This window comes from Rhodovulum sp. HP10 (assembly GCF_047553435.1).
GTDB lineage: Bacteria > Pseudomonadota > Alphaproteobacteria > Rhodobacterales > Rhodobacteraceae > Rhodovulum.
Genome location: NZ_CP180201.1, coordinates 3465318 through 3482451 on the forward strand (window position 1 = coordinate 3465318; position 17134 = coordinate 3482451).

Annotated in this window: 12 protein-coding genes and 1 pseudogene; 6 read left to right on the forward strand and 7 right to left on the reverse strand. The window is 69.7% G+C overall.

The window, feature by feature from the left end:
- The first annotated feature begins 2 nt into the window (after positions 1-2).
- On the forward strand, positions 3-1373 hold the full coding sequence (locus ACK8CO_RS16230) for a formimidoylglutamate deiminase (protein WP_414897302.1): 1371 nt from the start codon (positions 3-5) through the stop codon (positions 1371-1373).
- A 2-nt stretch (positions 1374-1375) separates the two neighbouring features.
- Positions 1376-2077, forward strand: a complete 702-nt coding sequence (locus tag ACK8CO_RS16235) for a GntR family transcriptional regulator (protein WP_080616891.1) — start codon at positions 1376-1378, stop codon at positions 2075-2077.
- 21 nt (positions 2078-2098) lie between these two features.
- On the opposite strand, the gene ACK8CO_RS16240 is transcribed toward ACK8CO_RS16235, so the two are convergent.
- The 7 genes and pseudogenes from ACK8CO_RS16240 to ACK8CO_RS16270 form a co-directional block, all read right to left on the reverse strand.
- Complete coding sequence (locus ACK8CO_RS16240; protein WP_080616890.1) at positions 2099-2536, reverse strand: universal stress protein; 438 nt, start codon at positions 2534-2536, stop codon at positions 2099-2101.
- Positions 2537-2555: 19 nt separating this feature from the next.
- Positions 2556-3851 (reverse strand): TRAP transporter large permease, encoded by a 1296-nt coding sequence (locus tag ACK8CO_RS16245; protein ID WP_414897303.1) that lies wholly within the window; start codon positions 3849-3851, stop codon positions 2556-2558.
- A 3-nt stretch (positions 3852-3854) separates the two neighbouring features.
- The gene (locus ACK8CO_RS16250) at positions 3855-4553 is read right to left on the reverse strand and encodes a TRAP transporter small permease (RefSeq protein WP_414897304.1); all 699 of its coding nucleotides are present in this window, start codon (positions 4551-4553) and stop codon (positions 3855-3857) included.
- Positions 4554-4734: 181 nt separating this feature from the next.
- Positions 4735-5757: a TRAP transporter substrate-binding protein DctP gene (gene dctP, locus ACK8CO_RS16255; RefSeq protein ID WP_080616887.1), complete on the reverse strand. Its 1023-nt coding sequence runs from the start codon at positions 5755-5757 to the stop codon at positions 4735-4737.
- A gap of 332 nt (positions 5758-6089) precedes the next feature.
- A complete protein-coding gene (locus tag ACK8CO_RS16260) occupies positions 6090-6698 on the reverse strand; it encodes a TetR/AcrR family transcriptional regulator (protein ID WP_414897305.1) in 609 nt (202 codons plus the stop codon).
- 181 nt (positions 6699-6879) lie between these two features.
- Positions 6880-7185: pseudogene (locus ACK8CO_RS16265) on the reverse strand (hypothetical protein); the annotation flags it as partial.
- A 553-nt stretch (positions 7186-7738) separates the two neighbouring features.
- Complete coding sequence (locus ACK8CO_RS16270; RefSeq protein WP_414897306.1) at positions 7739-9469, reverse strand: FAD/NAD(P)-binding protein; 1731 nt, start codon at positions 9467-9469, stop codon at positions 7739-7741.
- 311 nt (positions 9470-9780) lie between these two features.
- Between ACK8CO_RS16270 and ACK8CO_RS16275 the strand changes: the two genes are divergently transcribed.
- The 4 genes from ACK8CO_RS16275 (at position 9781) to ACK8CO_RS16290 (ending at position 17051) form a co-directional block, all read left to right on the forward strand.
- The gene (locus tag ACK8CO_RS16275) at positions 9781-12153 is read left to right on the forward strand and encodes a mechanosensitive ion channel domain-containing protein (RefSeq protein WP_414897307.1); all 2373 of its coding nucleotides are present in this window, start codon (positions 9781-9783) and stop codon (positions 12151-12153) included.
- A 42-nt stretch (positions 12154-12195) separates the two neighbouring features.
- The gene (locus tag ACK8CO_RS16280; protein ID WP_414897308.1) at positions 12196-13188 is read left to right on the forward strand and encodes a putative zinc-binding metallopeptidase; all 993 of its coding nucleotides are present in this window, start codon (positions 12196-12198) and stop codon (positions 13186-13188) included.
- A 142-nt stretch (positions 13189-13330) separates the two neighbouring features.
- Positions 13331-15196 carry a c-type cytochrome gene (locus ACK8CO_RS16285; RefSeq protein WP_414897309.1) on the forward strand — a complete coding sequence of 622 codons (1866 nt, stop codon included), beginning with the start codon at positions 13331-13333 and terminating at the stop codon, positions 15194-15196.
- Positions 15197-15431: 235 nt separating this feature from the next.
- On the forward strand, positions 15432-17051 hold the full coding sequence (locus ACK8CO_RS16290; RefSeq protein WP_414899035.1) for an MFS transporter: 1620 nt from the start codon (positions 15432-15434) through the stop codon (positions 17049-17051).
- The last annotated feature ends 83 nt before the right edge of the window (positions 17052-17134 follow it).

Consider the following 17134-nt stretch of genomic DNA (forward strand, 5'->3'; position numbering starts at 1 on the left):
CGATGCAGAGGGTCTGGGCGCGGCATGCGCTTGTGATGAATTCCTGGGTGGAGAACGTGGAAATCGCCGTGGAAAGCGGCGGCAAGATCGCGGAATTGCGGGAAAACGTGCCTTGTCCGCCCGGAGCGACGGTCGTCGGGACGCTTTTGCCGGCGCCTGCGAACCTGCACAGCCATGCCTTTCAGCGGGCGATGGCGGGGCTCACCGAATCCCGCGGTCCCGATCCGCGCGACAGTTTCTGGACCTGGCGGCGGCTCATGTACCGCTTTCTCGACCGGCTCGGTCCCGAGGATGTCGAGGCCATCGCCGCCTTCGTGCAGATGGAGATGCTGGAGGCGGGCTATGCCACCAATGTCGAGTTCCACTACCTGCATCATGGCCCGGGCGGCGCGCCCTATGCCGATCCGGCCGAGATGTCGGGCCGGATCGCGGCGGCGGCGACGGTCTCGGGCATCGGCCTGACGCTGCTGCCGGTGCTTTACACCTATGGCGGGCTCGACCGCCGACCGCTGGTCGCGGGGCAGGACCGCTTCGGCAACGATCCCGACCGGTTCGCGCGGCTTTTCGAGGGCGCGGCGGCCCATGTCGCGGGCCTGGCCCCCGATTGCCGGATGGGCGTCGCGCCGCATTCCCTGCGCGCGGTCGATGCCGCGGGGCTGGCGGCGGCCCTGGCCCTGGCGCCCGACGGGCCGATCCATATCCATATCGCCGAGCAGCAGGCCGAGGTCGACGAGGTGCTGGCCGCGACCGGCCGGCGTCCGGTCGAATGGCTGCTGGAGAATGCGCCTGTCGATGCCCGCTGGTGCCCGATCCACGCGACCCAGATGGAGCCTGCCGAGACTCTGGCGCTGGCCGCGACCGGTGCGGTCGCGGGGCTTTGCCCGATCACCGAATCGAGCCTCGGCGATGGCATCTTCGACGGCGTGCGCTGGGTCGCGGCGGGCGGGCGCTTCGGCGTGGGCTCGGACAGCAATATCCGGATCTCGCTGAGCGAGGAGCTGCGCACGCTCGACTATTCGCAGCGGCTGCGCGACCGCACCCGCGCGGCGCTGGCCTCCGAAGACCGCTCGACCGGGCGGGTGCTGTTCCAGGGCGCGGCCGAGGGCGGGGCGCAGGCGGCCGGGCGCGCCAGCGGCGGGCTTGCGGTGGGCAACTGGGCCGATCTGGTGGCGCTGGGCGACATGGGGGCCGACGGCATCGGGCGGCAGGGCGATCTGCTGCTCGACACCTGGATCTTCGCGGGCGACGACCGCGCCGTCAGCGATGTCTGGGCCGCCGGGCGCCATGTGGTGCAGGGCGGGCGGCATGTCCGGCGCGACGAGATCGTGGCGAGCTACGGCGCCGCGATGCGACGTCTTCGCGACGGTCTGTAGCCATGGCCGGGGACCGGGCGATGACATGGCAGTCGATCCGCGACACGATCATGTTGCGGATCCGCGACCGGACCTATCCGCCGGGGGGCTTCATCCCGAACGAGGCCGATATCGCGGCCGAATTCGGCTGTGCCCGGGCGACGGTGAACCGGGCGCTGCGCGATCTGGCCGAGGCGGGGTTCCTCGACCGGCGCCGCAAGGCCGGGACCCGGGTGCTCGAGGCGCCGCAGCGCAAGGCGACGCTGGATATTCCGCAGATCCGGCGCGAGGTCGAGGCGCGCGGGCATGTCTATGGCTACCGCCTGCTGACACGTGCAACCGGGCCCGCGCCCGAGACGGTGCGCGCCCGGCTGAAGCTGCCTGAGGCGGAAGAGACGCTTTACATAGAAAGCCTGCATCTCGCGGATGGCGCCCCCCATATGTTCGAACGCCGCTGGGTCGTGCTGCGGACCGTTCCCGGTATCGCCGGTGCCGATCTGGCGGCGGTCAGCGCCAATGAATGGCTGGTGCGCGAGGCGCCCTATACCCATGGCGGGATGGCGTGCCATGCCGAACCGGCCGGGCAGGCCGCGGCCGCCGCGCTGGGCTGTGAGCCCGCCGACCCGGTGCTGGTGATGGAGCGGCAGACCTGGCTTTATGAGGCGCCGATCACCTATACGCGCGAGCATTTCGCGCAAAGCTACCGGCTCTGTCTCGGGCTCTAGGGCGGGCCCGGGCAAGGGGGCTCAGACCACCAGGACCGGGCAATCGGCCAGCCCCGTCACCTTGTGCGAGACGCTGCCCAGCAGGTAGTTCTCGACCGAGCCGAGCCCGCGGCTGCCGATCACGATCAGGTCGTTCTCGTGCTCGCGGGCGAAGCGGATGATGGTGCGGGCGGGCGGCCCGGCCTTGATGAAGGCACGCGCGCTCTCGGCGCCGGCCTCGCGTGCCAGCCTCTTGGCATATTCCGCCACCTCGCGGGCATAGCCGCGCATCGCGTCGTCAAGTGGCCCCGGCTCGTCCTTGCGGACCATCGAGAGCGAGGCCTCGAGCATCGAATGGTGCCGGAACACGGTCAGCACCGAAAGCTGGGCGTCGCAGAGCCTTGCCAGCTCGACCGCCTGGCGCAGCGCGCGCTCGGCGCCGGCCGAGCCATCATAGGGAACGAGGATCGACTTGAACAAACAGGTCTCCTTTCCGCCGTCACCCGGCCTCGCCGGCGAAGGCGAGGTCGCGGAGGAAAAGCGCAATCTGAGGGAAGAAGATCAGCGCCACCGAGACGCCGAGCAGGATGAGGATGAAGGGCGGCGTGCCCCGGATCACCTCCATGTAGGGACGTTTGAAGACGGCGATGGCGGTGAAGATATCGCAGCCGAAGGGCGGCGTGGCCGAGCCGATGGCGACCTGCAGCGTGATCAGCGTGCCGACCAGCACCGGGTCGAGCCCGACATCCGACACGACCGGCGCGAAGATCGGCACCAGGATCAGGATCACCACGATCGGGTCGACGAACATGCACCCGATGAAGAAGGCCACCGAGATCGCGAACAGCACCCCGATCTGGCCCATCTGGTCGATACCGACCGCCGAGAGGATGGCCTGCGGGATCTGGGCGAAGGAAATCACCCAGGAGAAGGCCGCGCCCGCCGCCACCAGGATGAAGACGACCCCGGTGATGAGCCCGGTCGACTTGGCGGTGCGGTAGATGTCGCGAAGGCCCATCTCGCGGAAGACGAGGGTCTCGAGGATCAGCGCGTAGAGCACGCAGGCCGCGGCCGCCTCGGTCGGGCTGAAGATGCCGCCATAGATGCCGCCGATGATGATCACCGGAAACCCGAGCGGCCAGAGCGCGGCGCGGACCGCGCGCAGACGCTCGCCCCAGCTGACGCGGGGCTCGGTCGGAACCCCGTTCCTGACAGCATAGGCCCAGGAATAGATCGCGAACAGCACGAGGATCAGCAGCCCCGGCCCGATGCCCGCGATGAAGAGCTCGGCAATCGAGGTGTTCGAGACCACGCCATAGATGATCATCCCGATCGAGGGCGGGATCAGGAAGGCGATGTCCGAGGCATTGACGATGAGGGCCAGGATGAAGCTGTCGCCATAGCCCGCCTTCTGCATCCGGGGGCGCAGCGGGCCGCCGATGGCCACCACGGTGGCCTGGGTCGAGCCCGAGACCGCGCCGAACATGGTGCAGGCGGCGGCGGTCGAGATCGCGAGCCCGCCCTTGAGGTGGCCGACAAAGGCCATCACCATGTCGATCAGCCGTCCCGCGCTTTGGCCCCGCGTCATGATATCGGCGGCGAAGATGAACATCGGCACCGCGATCAGCGAGGCGGGACGGATGCCCGCCATCATCTGCTGGATCATGGTCTCAAGCTGGCCGAGACCGCCGAATAGCGTCACGAAGCCCACCAGCGCCCCCGCGATCAGCGGGATCATCATCGGAAAGCCCAGCAGAAGCAGCACGATCATGATCGAGAAGATTGCAGCTGCCATGGTTCAGACCTCCGTCTCGTCGTCGTCATAGCCTTCCAGAACCGCCGTCGACAGGTAGACGTCGCGCGAGATGGCGTTCTTCACCGCCGTCAGAAGGTATTGCATGCCGGTCATGAAGAGGCCGATGGGAACGATCACCAGCGTCGTCCAGACCGGGATCTGCAGGGCGGGCAGGACCCGGCCGCGCCCGGCCTGGGTCAGAAGATAGGCGACCGCGAACCAGCACAGTCCGAACATCAGGACGGCCGTGGTCAGCGCGATCACGATCATCAGGATTTTGCGCGCGCGGACCGGAAGGGCGTCGTAGATGGCCGACATCCGGATATGGCGGCCCTGGCGCGCGGCATAGCTGATGCCCGCGAAGGTGATCACCACGATCAGGACGCGGTTGAGTTCCTCGGTAAAGAAAAGGCTCGACTGGAACAGATAACGCCCGACCACATTGGCGACCGTGTTCAGTGCCATCAGCAGCACGCCGGTGGCCAGCAGCACGGACTCGACCATGGCGATGGCGGTGTCGATCGTCCCGAGTGCCCCGGGAAGCGTCGAGACATAGGCGACCTCGTCGGGATCGTCGGCGGCGGTCGTGTCGGTCTGGGACTGGGTCTGTGACTGGTCGTCTGACCGGGACTGGGGCCGGGATTGGGAACCGGCCCGGGACGGGTCGTGCGGGCGGGGTCGGAGAGATTGGTCCGAGTTCAAAGGCAGTTTCCTTACGTTCCTCCCGCCGGGCGGGGGTCGGTGCGGGTCGGGAAAGGGGCGGGTCGCGAAATGGACGGGTCGGGAAAGACGTGGTGCGGGAAGCAGGCGGGGACGACGAGAGGCGGGCCGGACCGGGCCGCATGCAGCTTCGTGCAGCGCCCCCCGGTCCGGCCCTGTCGGATCAGCTCGGGCTGGCGTCCTGGGCTGCCTTGAGATCCTCTTTCATCTGATCGAGGATCCGCTTGCCGCTCTCGCCCGTCATCTCGAGGAACCTCGCCTCGACCTCGCCGGCCGCGTCCTTGAAGGGCTGGCGTTCCTCTTCGGAGAGGGTGGTGAAGGTCATCGAGGGCTTGGCTTCCTTGATCTTCTCGACCGAGGCCTCGGTCAGACCCTTCTGATAGTCGATGATATGGGCGAAGGCCGCCTGGGCCGCCGCGCGGATCGCCGTCTTGTCCTCGTCGGGCAGCCCGTCGAAGAAGTCCTTGTTGGCCATCACCGCGGTGGTGAAGTTGTTATGCCCGATTCGGGTCACGTAATCGGTGACCTCGTACATCTTCGTCGACTCGACGTAGAACATCGGGTTTTCCTGGCCCTGGATGATATTGGTCTGCAGCGCGCCATAGACCTCGCCCCAGGGCAGCGGCGTCGGCGTCGCGCCGAAGGCCTTGTAGCTTTCCACCAGAAGCGGGTTGGTCATGGTGCGGATCTTGACCTCGTCCAGATCGGCAGGCGTCCTGAACGGCTCCTTGGTGGTGATCGCCACCTCGCCCTCGGGGAACATGGTCAGAAGCTCCAGCCCCTGATCGGCGTAAAGCGCGGGGAACATCTCGTTGATGGCCTTCGAATTCTCGAAGAAGCTGGCCAGCGTCCCGGTCTCCTGCGGCAGCAGGTAGGGCACGAAGAAGACCTGCGCCTCGGGAATCAGCGAGCCGGTGAAGCCCGGCGACTGGTCGACGAATTGCAGGATGCCGTCCTGAGCCTGTTCCATGATGTCGGCGGATTCGCCGAGCGTGCCATAGGGAAAGAGCTGGATCTCGTGGTCGGTATTGGCCTCGATCTCTTCCTTGAATTTCTGTGCGTAGATCCCCTGGACCTCGTCCATCGCCTCCTCGAAGGCATAGCGCCATGTGTCGGCATGGGCCATGCCCGCGCCAAGCGCGAAGGCGGCGGCCGACAAGGCCAGGATGCGGGTGCTGAATGTCATAAACTGTCTCCTCTGGTTGCTTGCGCACGAGCCGGACGGCCCGAACCTTCGGGGCGGTCGGTGAACCGGAAGAGCAGTGCCGCGCGAGACGCGACCGGAACCGGCGCTGTGGCCGTCACCCCCCCCGAAACGCGCCTGGCCCGGGACCGGAGGCAATCCCCCCGCTCCGGGCCTCCGGAAAAATGCGTTTCCCTGCGAGGCGCCCCCGAATGTGGGGCTGTCCGCAGGGCGTTTTCCGCAATTCGGCGCGCCACCTGTCCAGCCTCAACGCGGGGTGCGGAGGAGCGGTTCCGAAAAAATCGAGAAAATGTGAGACGCTGCCTGCGGGCAGATCAGGGCGGCGCGCCGGTCCGGGTCTCCGGCAGGGGGCCGCGCCGCGGGGCGGGCAGGGTGGCGGCCAGTATCGCCTCGGCGCCTGCGCGGGCATCGGCGACGGGGTCCTCGGCATGGCCCAGATGCGCAGCGAGGGCGGCACCGTCCTTCAGCATCAGGAGCGCCCGGCTCAGCCGGCCCGGATCGGGCGCGCCGGCCTCGGCCGCCACGCCTTCGACTTGCCGGGCGAGGCGGCGCTTGTGCCCGGAGGCCATGCGATGGATCGGATGCGCCGGATCGGGATATTCGGCCGCCGCACGCAGAAAGAGGCAGGACCGGAACCCCGGCTCGGCCACCCACTCGCCGAGGGCGTCGTAAAGCGCCATCAGCCGGGCCCAGGGCGGCCCGGCGGCCTCCATCCGGCTGTGCAGCCAGGCCCGGACGCGCTCGTCGCGCCGCTGCATCGTGGCCAGGATCAGGTCGTCCTTGCTGCGGAAATGCCGGAACATCGTGGTTTTCGAGATCCCGGTCTCGTCCGAGAGACGGTCCAGCCCGGTGGCGTGGAAGCCGTCGCGATAGAAGATGTCGAGTGCCTTTCGCACCAGTTCGTCGCGCTTGTCAGAACGCATGTCGGCTCCTTTCGGCGGCCGCTTGTGGCGGCGGTCCCCGAACCGAACGGGCAGAGCGCACCGTCGATCCCGCGTGACGTGGCATCGCACGCAGATGTGAAAATGACGCCGGGTTCTGCGGATCGTCCCGGCCCGGGATGGCGGCCGCGCGCCCGGCCTGCCCGGCGGGCATGCAGGGCATATAGAGGCCGTCGTCCCGCGGCAGCAGCGTATGGCGTCGGAACGCGATGATGGCCGCCTCCTCCGCCTCCGTCAGGGGCGTCGAACGTGGCTCCTTCGGCCCCGTCTCAAGATCCTTGACCGTCGCTCGCTTGCGCCACTTCGCAACCGTTTTGGGGTTCGTCGGGAAAACGATTCACTGGATCGTTTTTCGATCCTCCTCACTCCCGAGATCCCGGCTCAGCTGCGCGAGCGAAGCTTGCGATCGCTGTATTGCGGCTCTGATAGCGTGCGTGGTCGTGGCGCTCCCGCGACGAACCTGGCCCATAATGCTTCCTTCCATTCCTGAGAAAGGATCACACCATCAAACCGTGGGATCAAACACCTAGTGCGGGCCTCTCGCGCCCGCAGGAAGTGCTGAAATCGGCACAGCCGAAGGCGGCCGAGAACCGCTTCGACGACATCGGGGACAAGACGGGCCGGGGTCCGCTGCGGCATCCGGCGGGGCATCCGGGGCCCGGCATCCGTCAAAAGACCCGGACCGGTGCGTGGCTTGGAACGCCGCGGCGAAGGGCGTCTTGTCCGCGCTCAGTTTCCGCGCACATCTGCAGCGGGCAGCCTCCGTGCCGCAGCGCGCGGACAGGTGCGGCGACGGGCGCGGGTGACGCCCACCATGCGGCGGTCGATCCCGATCTCGGTGACCGGCCCATCTCGGTGAGCGGCCCGAAGGAGCTCGGGCTCGCCGAAAGCCGGGGGACACCCAGGCCTTTCCGGGACAAGCTCAACAGGGTCTCCGTCATCGAGGTGGAGACGGCGACCGATCCCATCCCTGGCCGCCGCTTGCCCCCGGCGACAACCGCCTGGCCTCCGCCAGGCCGCCGTCAGGCCGGACCGGCGGTGCGCGCAGCGCCGGGCGCGGCCCGCTCCAGAACGCCCTCGGCCCAGCGATGGGCGGAGGCGCCGAAACAGTCATGGATCGAGTCGACCGCGATCACGCTGCCGAGCGCGGCCCGGCCAAGCAGGCACAGCCCGGCCTGTACCTGCCCGCTTGCGTCGATGACCTGTGCGTCGGGCCGGGTTCTGACGCCCAGGCCCTCGCCCATGGCCGCGACCCGTCCGGCATCGCGCAGCCCGGCCAGGACGGGCTCTTCCAGCCGCTCTAGCGCGGGCGAGGGCAGCACCGCGTCAACCATGACCGGGACCCGGGCGCTGTCATCCTCCTCGAGCAGTTGCCAGCCCTCGGGCGTCAGCAGGATGTCGGGGTCGTCGACCGTTCTCAGATCGACGATCCCGGCCTCGATCAGGATCAGGAGCTCCTCGGCCGTTTCGGCGGGCGGGCCGTAGGAATAGCGCTTGAGCCCCTCGTCGAAACCGATCAGCGCCGCGACCGTCCCGGGGCTGGTGGCGCCGGGATTGACGCCCCGCCGCAGCGCGTTCTGCCAGTGCCGCCAGATCTGCCCGATGGCATAGCCCGCCGATGGCGGCAGGCTGCCCCGCGCCATAGCAAGCCCGTCGCGCAGCAGCCCGGTCGCGTTGCGGGTCTCTTGCGAGGCGGCGGAGGCGCGTTCTGCCGCAAGCCATGCCGCGACCCCGCCCGTGGCGCCGCCCGTTGCAGCCAGCACCCGGCGGGCAGCGGGTTCGAGTGCGGCCGAGATGGCCTCGAGCGCGGCCTCGGGCGCGGCGCCCAGCGCGCGGTCCAGTGCGGCTTCGAAGGCGCGGCTCTCCGGGGGCAGGGGCGCGAAACGGGCGTCGATCCCGGCGCTGGCAGGCTTGGGCCAGGGCGGCAGGCCGTTCAGCGAGAAGGGCAGAAGCCGCGCGGGCTCGCGGCCCGAGGGCCGATAGCGTCCGTCCTCGAACCGGCCGCCGAGACCCAGCGTCAGCAGCCGCACCGCATCGAGGGTCGAGAGCCCCAGCCCCCGGATCGCGACCGAGGCGCCGGCCCAGTCTTCGGCGGCCTTCAGCAGCCGGTCGGCCGGATAGGCGGGCAACAGCGTCGCCGCCGTCCGCCGGGCATGGTCCTGCCAGCGTGCAAGCTGCGGGTCGGGCGCGCTGCGGGGTTGGCCGGGGGCCAGCAGCACCTCGTCATAGGGGCCGAAGCGCCCGGCCTCGCTTTCGAGATACCAGCCGGATCCGCTCCGCTCCAGCCCGAGGATCGCGGTCTCGTGCCGGCTGAGCGCGACCTGCCTGGGCAGGGTCGCTGCCAGCGTCCGGAACCTTGCCGCCAGATAGGCGCCAAGTTCGGCCCGCGCGGGAAAGCGTTCGTTGTCGGGCGGCGATGACAGCCAGCTCTCGAAAGAGGAAACCCGCGCCGGTGCCGGGCCGGGCGGGGCGATCCGGACTGCCCGGATCGGGATGTTCAGAAGCATCAGCGGGCTTTGGCACGGGTCGAAATTGGGCCCGGCGCCGGGCCAGGGGCCGGGCTCGAAGATGTCGAGCGTGACGGCATGGCGCTCCTGCGGCAGCCGGGCCGCCAGTGCCGCGATCAGGGCCTCGAGCGCGCCAAGACCGCGCGGACCCATTCCCGCGATGGCAAGCCTGAGCGGGCGTGGCTGGGCCGAACTGGGGGAAGCGATGGCGGGGCGGTTTCCGGCGCGGTCGGTTGGCTGGGGCATGGGGGCTCAATGCCTGAAGAGGGGTGTTCGGTTCCCTCATGGCCGGAAGGGCGGGTTCGGCCATCACGTTCCCGTGATCCGCGCAACATCCGAGCGCTCGGCGCGTTTGATCCCCGCAAAGCCTGCGCTTTGCATGGCCCGACAAAAGACAGGACAGGAGGCCCGGCAGGAACGCGCGGTGGCCATCCAGACGCCTGCGGGCAGACTAAGAGGACGAGCGCAGAGGACAAGTTCAGACCGGGCCAGTCCGCCAAACGATACAGAACCGATACCGATCCAGAACCGACGATCCAGAACTGACAGGGACATACGTGAACCGATTTTTCTCCCGCCTGCTTCCGCTTCTTCTTGCCGCCTTGTTCCTGTCACCGCTGCCAGCCCTGGCACAGGGCGCGCCCGCCACGCCGGAGGCGCCCGGCGCAGAGGCCCGGGCGCTGATCGACATCCTGCGGGATGACAGCGCCCGCGAAGCGCTGATTGCCGAACTGGAACAGGCCGCCGGGCGCGGGTCGGCGGATCAGGAGGAAGCTGCGGCACCGCCATCCGGGGCGGCCGCGCCGGGCATCGGGCGCCAGGTCGCCGAGGCCACATCGGCCGCCGTCGAGGATATCGCGGCGCGGCTCGCGGCCGGATGGGCCGCGCTCGGCCGGGCCGGGCAGGCCTTCGACGGGCTGGATGGCGGGACCTTCGAGGCCTTCGTGGCCGCGATGCGCAACCTGCTGGCGATTGTCGTGGCGACGGTTCTGGTGCAATTCGCATTGCGCCTTGCCGTCAGGCCGCTGCACCGGAGGCTGGGGCGGAAGGCGGACGGACAGGGGCCGCTGCGCAGGCTGGTCTCGGCGGGCCTCGCGGCGCTGCTCGATCTCGGCGCGCTGCTTCTGGCCTGGGCGTCGGGCTATGCGCTTACGGCGGCCGCTATCGGCAGCGCGGGCACGGTCGGGTTGACCCAGTCGCTCTATCTCAATGCCTTCCTCGTCGTCGGGGTGGTGCGTCTGGCCTTCGCCATCCTGTTCGCGCCGGGGGCGCCGCCCTTGCGGCTCCTGCCGGTCTCGGATGCGGGCGCGAAACGGACCGTGGCGCTGGGCATGACGATCGCGGGACTTCTGGCCTATGGCCATCTGCTGGCGGTGCCGGTGGTGGCGCGCGATGTCTCGGCACTGGCCGCGGCAAGCCTGGGCGTGCTGATCACCGTGCTGGCGCTGCTGTCGCTCGGGGCCTTCGCGATCCTCTATCGCAGGCCGGTCGCGCATTGGATGTTGACCCGGCTGGCCCCGCCGCTTCCCTCTGCCGCCGAAACGGAAGAGAGCCCGGAGGTCTGGTCCGCGCCGCCGCCCGAAGCCCAGACCGAAGCCCAGACCGATACCCAGGCAATCGCCCAGACCAACGCCCGGACCAACGCCCAGTCCGAGCCCGGTACGGCCCCGGGCGCCGGGGCTGGCAGTGTGCCGCGCCGTCATGGGCGGCTGGCGCTCGCCCTTGCGCAGAACTGGCACTGGGCGGCGCTGGCCTATCTGGCGGTTCTGGCTGCGATCGTGCTGACCGGCCCCGCCGGCGTGGTGCTGGCGGCGCTGGCGGGCTCGGCCAGGCTTCTGGCGGCGCTGCTCCTGGCGGGGGTCGTCTCGGCCGCGCTGGCCCGGGCCGCGGCGCATGGCGTGCAGCTTCCGGAGCGGCTCAGCGACCGGCTGCCGCTGCTCGAGCCGCGTCTGAACCGCGTGATCCCGGTGGCCATGGTGGCGCTGCGTTACCTGATCGTGCTGGCGGTGGCCCTTTTTGCGCTGGATACGCTCGGGGTTCTGGCGGTCCGGTCTTGGATGGAAAGCCAGTTCGGGCTGCGGATGACGGCGGCGCTGAGCGCGGTCCTGCTCATCCTCGCGGTGGCCTACGGGCTCTGGCTCGCGATGACCTCCTGGGTCGATTACCGGCTGGCCCCGGCGTCCGGCCGGAGCGCGACGCCGCGCGAGGCGACGCTGCTGTCGCTGTTGCGCAATGCGCTGACGATCGTGATCGCGGTGCTGGCGGCGATGTTCTGCCTGTCCGAGATCGGGCTCGATATCGGCCCGCTTCTGGCTTCGGCCGGGGTGCTGGGGCTGGCCATCGGCTTCGGCGCGCAGAAGCTCGTGCAGGATGTCATCACCGGCGTCTTCATCCAGCTCGAGAACGCCATGAATGTCGGCGATGTGGTCAGCCTCGGCGGCACCACCGGCACGGTCGAGAAGCTCACGATCCGCTCGGTCAGCCTGCGCGACGTGAGCGGAACCTATCACATCATCCCGTTCTCCTCGGTCGACATGGTCTCGAACCTGACCCGCGATTTCTCGTATTACGTCTGCGACATGGGCGTGGCCTATCGCGAGGATGTCGACGAGGTGAAGACCGCGATGGAGGATGCCTTCGCCGAGCTCGGACGCGATCCCGAGGCGCGGGCCGCGATCCGGGGCGATCTGGAATGGTTCGGGCTGAACAGCTTCGGCGACAGTGCCGTGGTCGTCCGGGCGCGCATCCGGACCCTGCCGGGCAAGCAATGGGGCATCGGGCGGGCCTATAACGGCATTCTCAAGCGGCTCTTCGACGAGCGCAATATCGAGATCCCCTTCCCGCATCAGACCATCACCTTCGCCGAGGCCAAGGATGGCCGCACCCAGCCGGTGCGGGTCATCAACGGCGCGGCGCAGGAGGCAGAGTAGGCCCGGGGGCTCCTCCAGCGGGCATCGGCGACAGGAGAGACGATGCGGCGGTATCATTGCCCGTCCTGCGGGGCGGAGATCTGGTTTCACAACACCGCCTGTCTGAGCTGCGGGACCGGGCTGGCATTTCTGACCGGGCGGGGCTTCGGTCCGCTCGGCACCGGCGGGACATCCGCCTGCGCCAATCGTGCGGTCATCGGCTGCAACTGGGCGGCGACAGGGCCCGGCGGATTGTGCCTGTCCTGCGCGCAGAGCACGGTGATCCCGGATCTGTCGGTGCCGGGCAATGGCCGGCGCTGGGCCCGGATCGAGCGCGACAAGCGGGCGCTGATCCGCATGCTCGATGCGCTGGGGCTGCCGCTTCACGACGCGGCCGGGGCACCCGCCCCGGTCTTCGAGCTGCGCGGCGATCCGATCGGCCCGGCGCCGGGGCCGAAGGTGATCACCGGCCATGCCCATGGCACGATCACGCTCAACATCGCCGAGGCCGACGATGCCGAGCGCGAGCGCATCCGCGCCGAGATGGGCGAGCCCTATCGCACGCTCGCGGGCCATCTTCGCCACGAGGTGGCGCATCACTACTGGGACGTCCTGGTGGCCTCCGATCCGGGCGCGCTCGACCGGCTCCGCCCGATCTTCGGCGACGAGCGGGCCGATTACGGGGCGGCGCTGGAGCGGCATTACCGCGAGGGCCCGCCGCCGGGCTGGGAGGCGACCCATGTCACCGCCTATGCCACCTCTCATCCCTGGGAGGATTTCGCCGATACCTGGGCGCATCTTTTCAACATCCTCGACAGCATGGAGACGGCGCTGGCCTATGAGCTTCTGCATGATGACGGTCTGCAGGGGCTGGAGATCGCGGCCCTGGCCGCGCTGCCGGTCGGGCGGCTGGCCGAGCGCTGGATCGCGCTTTCGGTCGCGCTGAACGCGGTCAACGAGGCGATGGGGCATGGCAGTTTCAACCCCTTTGTCCTGAGACCGGCGGTCCTGGAAAAGCTCGAGGCGGTCCGGCGGCTTCTGCCGGTCGCGAACTGAGCCCGAGACCCGAGCCGGAGACCCGAAGCCGGAAACCGAGGCGCGGAACTGAGGCGGGTTTCGGGCGTTTCCGAGGAGACCAGTCCCCGGCTCGGGTCATCCGCCATTGCGGGCGACAGGGTCGCAGCGAGGAGAGAGTTCCGTGCGCAGCCCCTTCACGACAGGCCCTGTCTCGACCGGCCCCCGCCTTCTGATCGGTTTCGGCGCGGTATTGCTGGTGCTGGGGATGGGCGCGGCGGCGGTGATGTATTTCGGGCTGGTCCCGGTCTCGGCCCGTCCGCCGCATACCGCCGTGACGGCGGCGGTGCTGCATGACACGTTTCGCGCCTCGGTTGCGCGCCGCGCGCGCGAGCTCGGCACCGCGCCGGGCACGGTCCCGGACCTGGAAGATCCGGGGCTGATCGCGCTCGGGGCCCGGCATTACGGGCAGGTCTGTTCGTCCTGTCATGGCGGTCCCGGCCTCGGGCAGAGCCCGGTGGCTCTGTCGATGCGGCCGCGTCCGCAAAGCCTGCCCGCCGTCGTCGACAGCTTCTCGGCCCCGGAACTCTATGTGATCCTGCGCGACGGGGTCCGGTTCACGGCGATGCCGAGCTGGCCCTCGGACGGCAATTTCAACGAGATCTGGGCGGTCGTCGCCTTCCTGCGGCAGTTGCCGGAGATGACGCCCGAGGCGTATCGCGCGGCGACGGTGACGGATGTCGCGGGAACGGATGCGCCGGCCATGGCCTGGACCCGTCGGGGGCCGCAGAGGCCGCTGAAGCTGCATGACGCGGCGGATTCGGCAGATGCGGCGGGACCGATCGAGGAATATCTCTATTCCGTGCCCTCCACCGGCTGGCGCCCGATCGGGCTTCAAGACGTGCCGGTGGCCTATTGCGCGGCCTGTCACGGCACCGACGGCACCGGTGCGCCGACCGGGGGGCAGGCGCCCAACCTCTCTCTGCTCGATGCCGACACCATTGCCGCGCGGTTGCGGGCCTATGCCGACGGCACGCGGGAAAGCGGGATGATGGCGACGGTGGCCAGCAGCCTTTCCGGGCCGCAGATCGAGGCGGTGGCCGCCTATTACGCCGATCTGCCCGACCGCACAGCCGGCGCGCCGGCGGATCGGGGCGATCCCGAGCTGGGCGCGGTTCTGGTGCAGCAGGGCGATTTCGCCCGGGCTCTGCCGGCCTGCGGCGCCTGCCATGGCGCCGATGCGGGGGCGTCGGGGCTCGATGTGCCACGGCTGGCCGGGCAGGGGGCGGGGTTCCTGAAACGCCGTCTCGACGGTTTCGCCGCCGGAGACGGCCCCGATGCGCAGGGATGGAACCCGATGCCCGCCATCGCCCGGGCGCTCAGCCAGCAGGAACGCGCGGCCGTTGCGGCCTATCTGGCCGGCCTTCCGGTCGACGATCCGCTGATCCCGGCCCGGCCGCCGGCTTCGCCTGCCGAGGGCCCGGACAAGGAGATCGTGGACCTGCTGCTAAATTGCTCGGCCTGCCACGATCCGGGGCCCGCGCTTGGCGCCGACCGCGATCTCTCGCCCAACCTGACGCTGCAATCCGCGGCCTATCTCGACCATCAGATGGCACTGTTCGATGCCGGGCGGCGGCCGGTCGGAACGATGCAGCAGGCGGCCCACGAGATGACCTCGGATCAGATCGGGCGGCTGTCGGCAGTGCTTGGCGCCGCGCCGGTGGCGCAATCGGGGCTGGATCCCGAGCGCGCGCAGCGCCCCGATTTCGAACTGGCCGAGGCCGGGACGCTGGCCGAGGAGGGCGATCCGGCGCGGGGGCTGCCATCCTGTCTCTCCTGTCACGGCGCCCGGCCCACCGCCGCGGTCGGGCTGATCCCGCGCCTCGACGGCCAGCGCGCGCGCTATATCGAGGGACGTCTGGACTATTTCGCCGAGACGGCCGCGCCCGAGGTTCTGGCTCCGATGACCGAGATCGCCGCGCGGCTGACCGGGGATGAGCGCGCGGCCCTGGCCGACTGGTTCGCGGCCCGCCCGCCCTTGACCAAATGAGACCGGTCCAGCCCTGATCACTTGCCCTTGATGGACCGCCCTTGATGGAGCGCGCCTGACCCCCGGCGCGGGCCGGAATGAGGCGGGCGGGGGCCGAAACGGCCGGGAGATGCCTTGAGGGGGGCTGAAAAACGCCGTCTGCCCTTGCCGGGATAGCGGCTGCGCCCTACCCATCAGGAACCCCCCGGTTCCGAACGCCCCGCCCGTGAAAGCCCCGCCCGTGACAGCCCCATCCGTGCCCGACCGCCCCTCCGCTCTCGCCCCGTTCCGCAAGGCCACCTACCGCAACCTCTGGCTCGCCTCGAACATCTCGAATTTCGGCGGGCTGGTGCAGACCGTGGGCGCGGGCTGGATGATGACCGAGCTGACCCATTCGCCGGTCATGGTGGCGCTGGTCCAGGCCTCGAACACGCTGCCGATCATGCTGTTTTCGCTGATCGCGGGGGCGCTGGCCGACAGTTTCGACCGGCGCCGCATCATGCTGACGGCACAGATCTTCATGCTGGCGGTCTCGGCGGTGCTGGCGGCGGCGGCCTTCCAGGGTGCGCTGACGCCCTGGCTGCTGCTGGCCTTCACCTTCCTGATCGGCCTCGGCAGGGCGCTTTACAACCCGTCCTGGCAGGCTTCCGTCGGCGATATCGTGCCGCGCTCGGACCTGCCGGCCGCGGTCGCGCTGAACAGCATGGGCTTCAACCTGATGCGCAGCGTCGGTCCGGCGGTGGGCGGGCTGATCGTGGCGGCGGGAGGGGCGGCGGCGGCCTTCGCGGTCAATGCGCTGAGCTACCTGCCGCTCTGGCTGTCGCTGTTCCTGTGGCGCCCGGCGCTGCCCGAGCGCCGCTTGCCGCGCGAGGCGCTGGGCCCGGCGATCTCGGCCGGGCTGCGCTATGTCTCGATGTCGCCGGTGCTGCTGCGGGTGCTGTTCCGCGGCTTCCTGTTCGGGCTTGCCGCGGTCGCCTTGCTGGCATTGCTGCCCATCGTCGCGCATGAGCTGCTGGGGGAGGGGGCCTTCGGCTACGGCGTCCTTCTGGGCTGTTTCGGGACCGGCGCCATCGGCGGCGCGATTGCCAGCGCGCGCCTGCGCGAGCGCTTCGCGAACGAGGCCATCGTGCGCGGCGGCTTCCTGGGCTTTGCGGCGGCGCTGACCGGGCTGTCCTTCTCGCACGAGCTCTGGATCTCGGGGCTGCTGCTTCTGCCCGCGGGGGCGTCCTGGGTGCTGTCCCTGTTCAATGTCTCGGTGCAGCTCTCGACCCCGCGCTGGGTGGTGGGCCGGGCGCTGGCGCTTTACCAGACCTGCACCTTCGGCGGCATGGCGGCGGGCAGCTTTCTCTGGGGGCAGGTCGCGGCGGGGGCGGGACTGGCCGAGGCGCTCTGGGCGGCCGCTGCGGTGCTGGTCTTCGGGGCGGTGGTCGGGCTGAGGCTGCCGCTGCCGAATTTCGGCAATGACGATCTGGCGCCGCTGAACCGCTTCGTCGAGCCCCGGCTCGGTGTCGATCTCCGGGCGCGGTCGGGGCCGATCGCGGTCACGGTCGAATATGACATCGCGCCGGGCGACGTCGACGCCTTCCTTGCCGCGATGACCGAACGGCGCCGGATCCGGATCCGCGACGGCGCGCGGCAATGGGTGCTCCTGCGCGATCTCGAGCGTCCGACGGTCTGGGCCGAGAGCTACCATGTCGCGACCTGGGCCGAATATCTGCGCCATCAGGAACGCCGCACCATGGCGGATGCCGAGGTCAGCGACAGGCTGCTGGCCCTGCATCGCGGGGCGGGCAGGCCAAGGGTGCGCCGCATGATCGAGCGCCAGACGGTGCCGCGCCGCGACGAACTGCCGCTGAAGCCGGTCGATATCTCCTGAGATCCGCATCGCGGCCGGGCTGTGCTGGGCTGTGGCGGGCGGTGCTGGCGCGCCCGGGGCCGGCCGATCCCCTAAGGTGACGT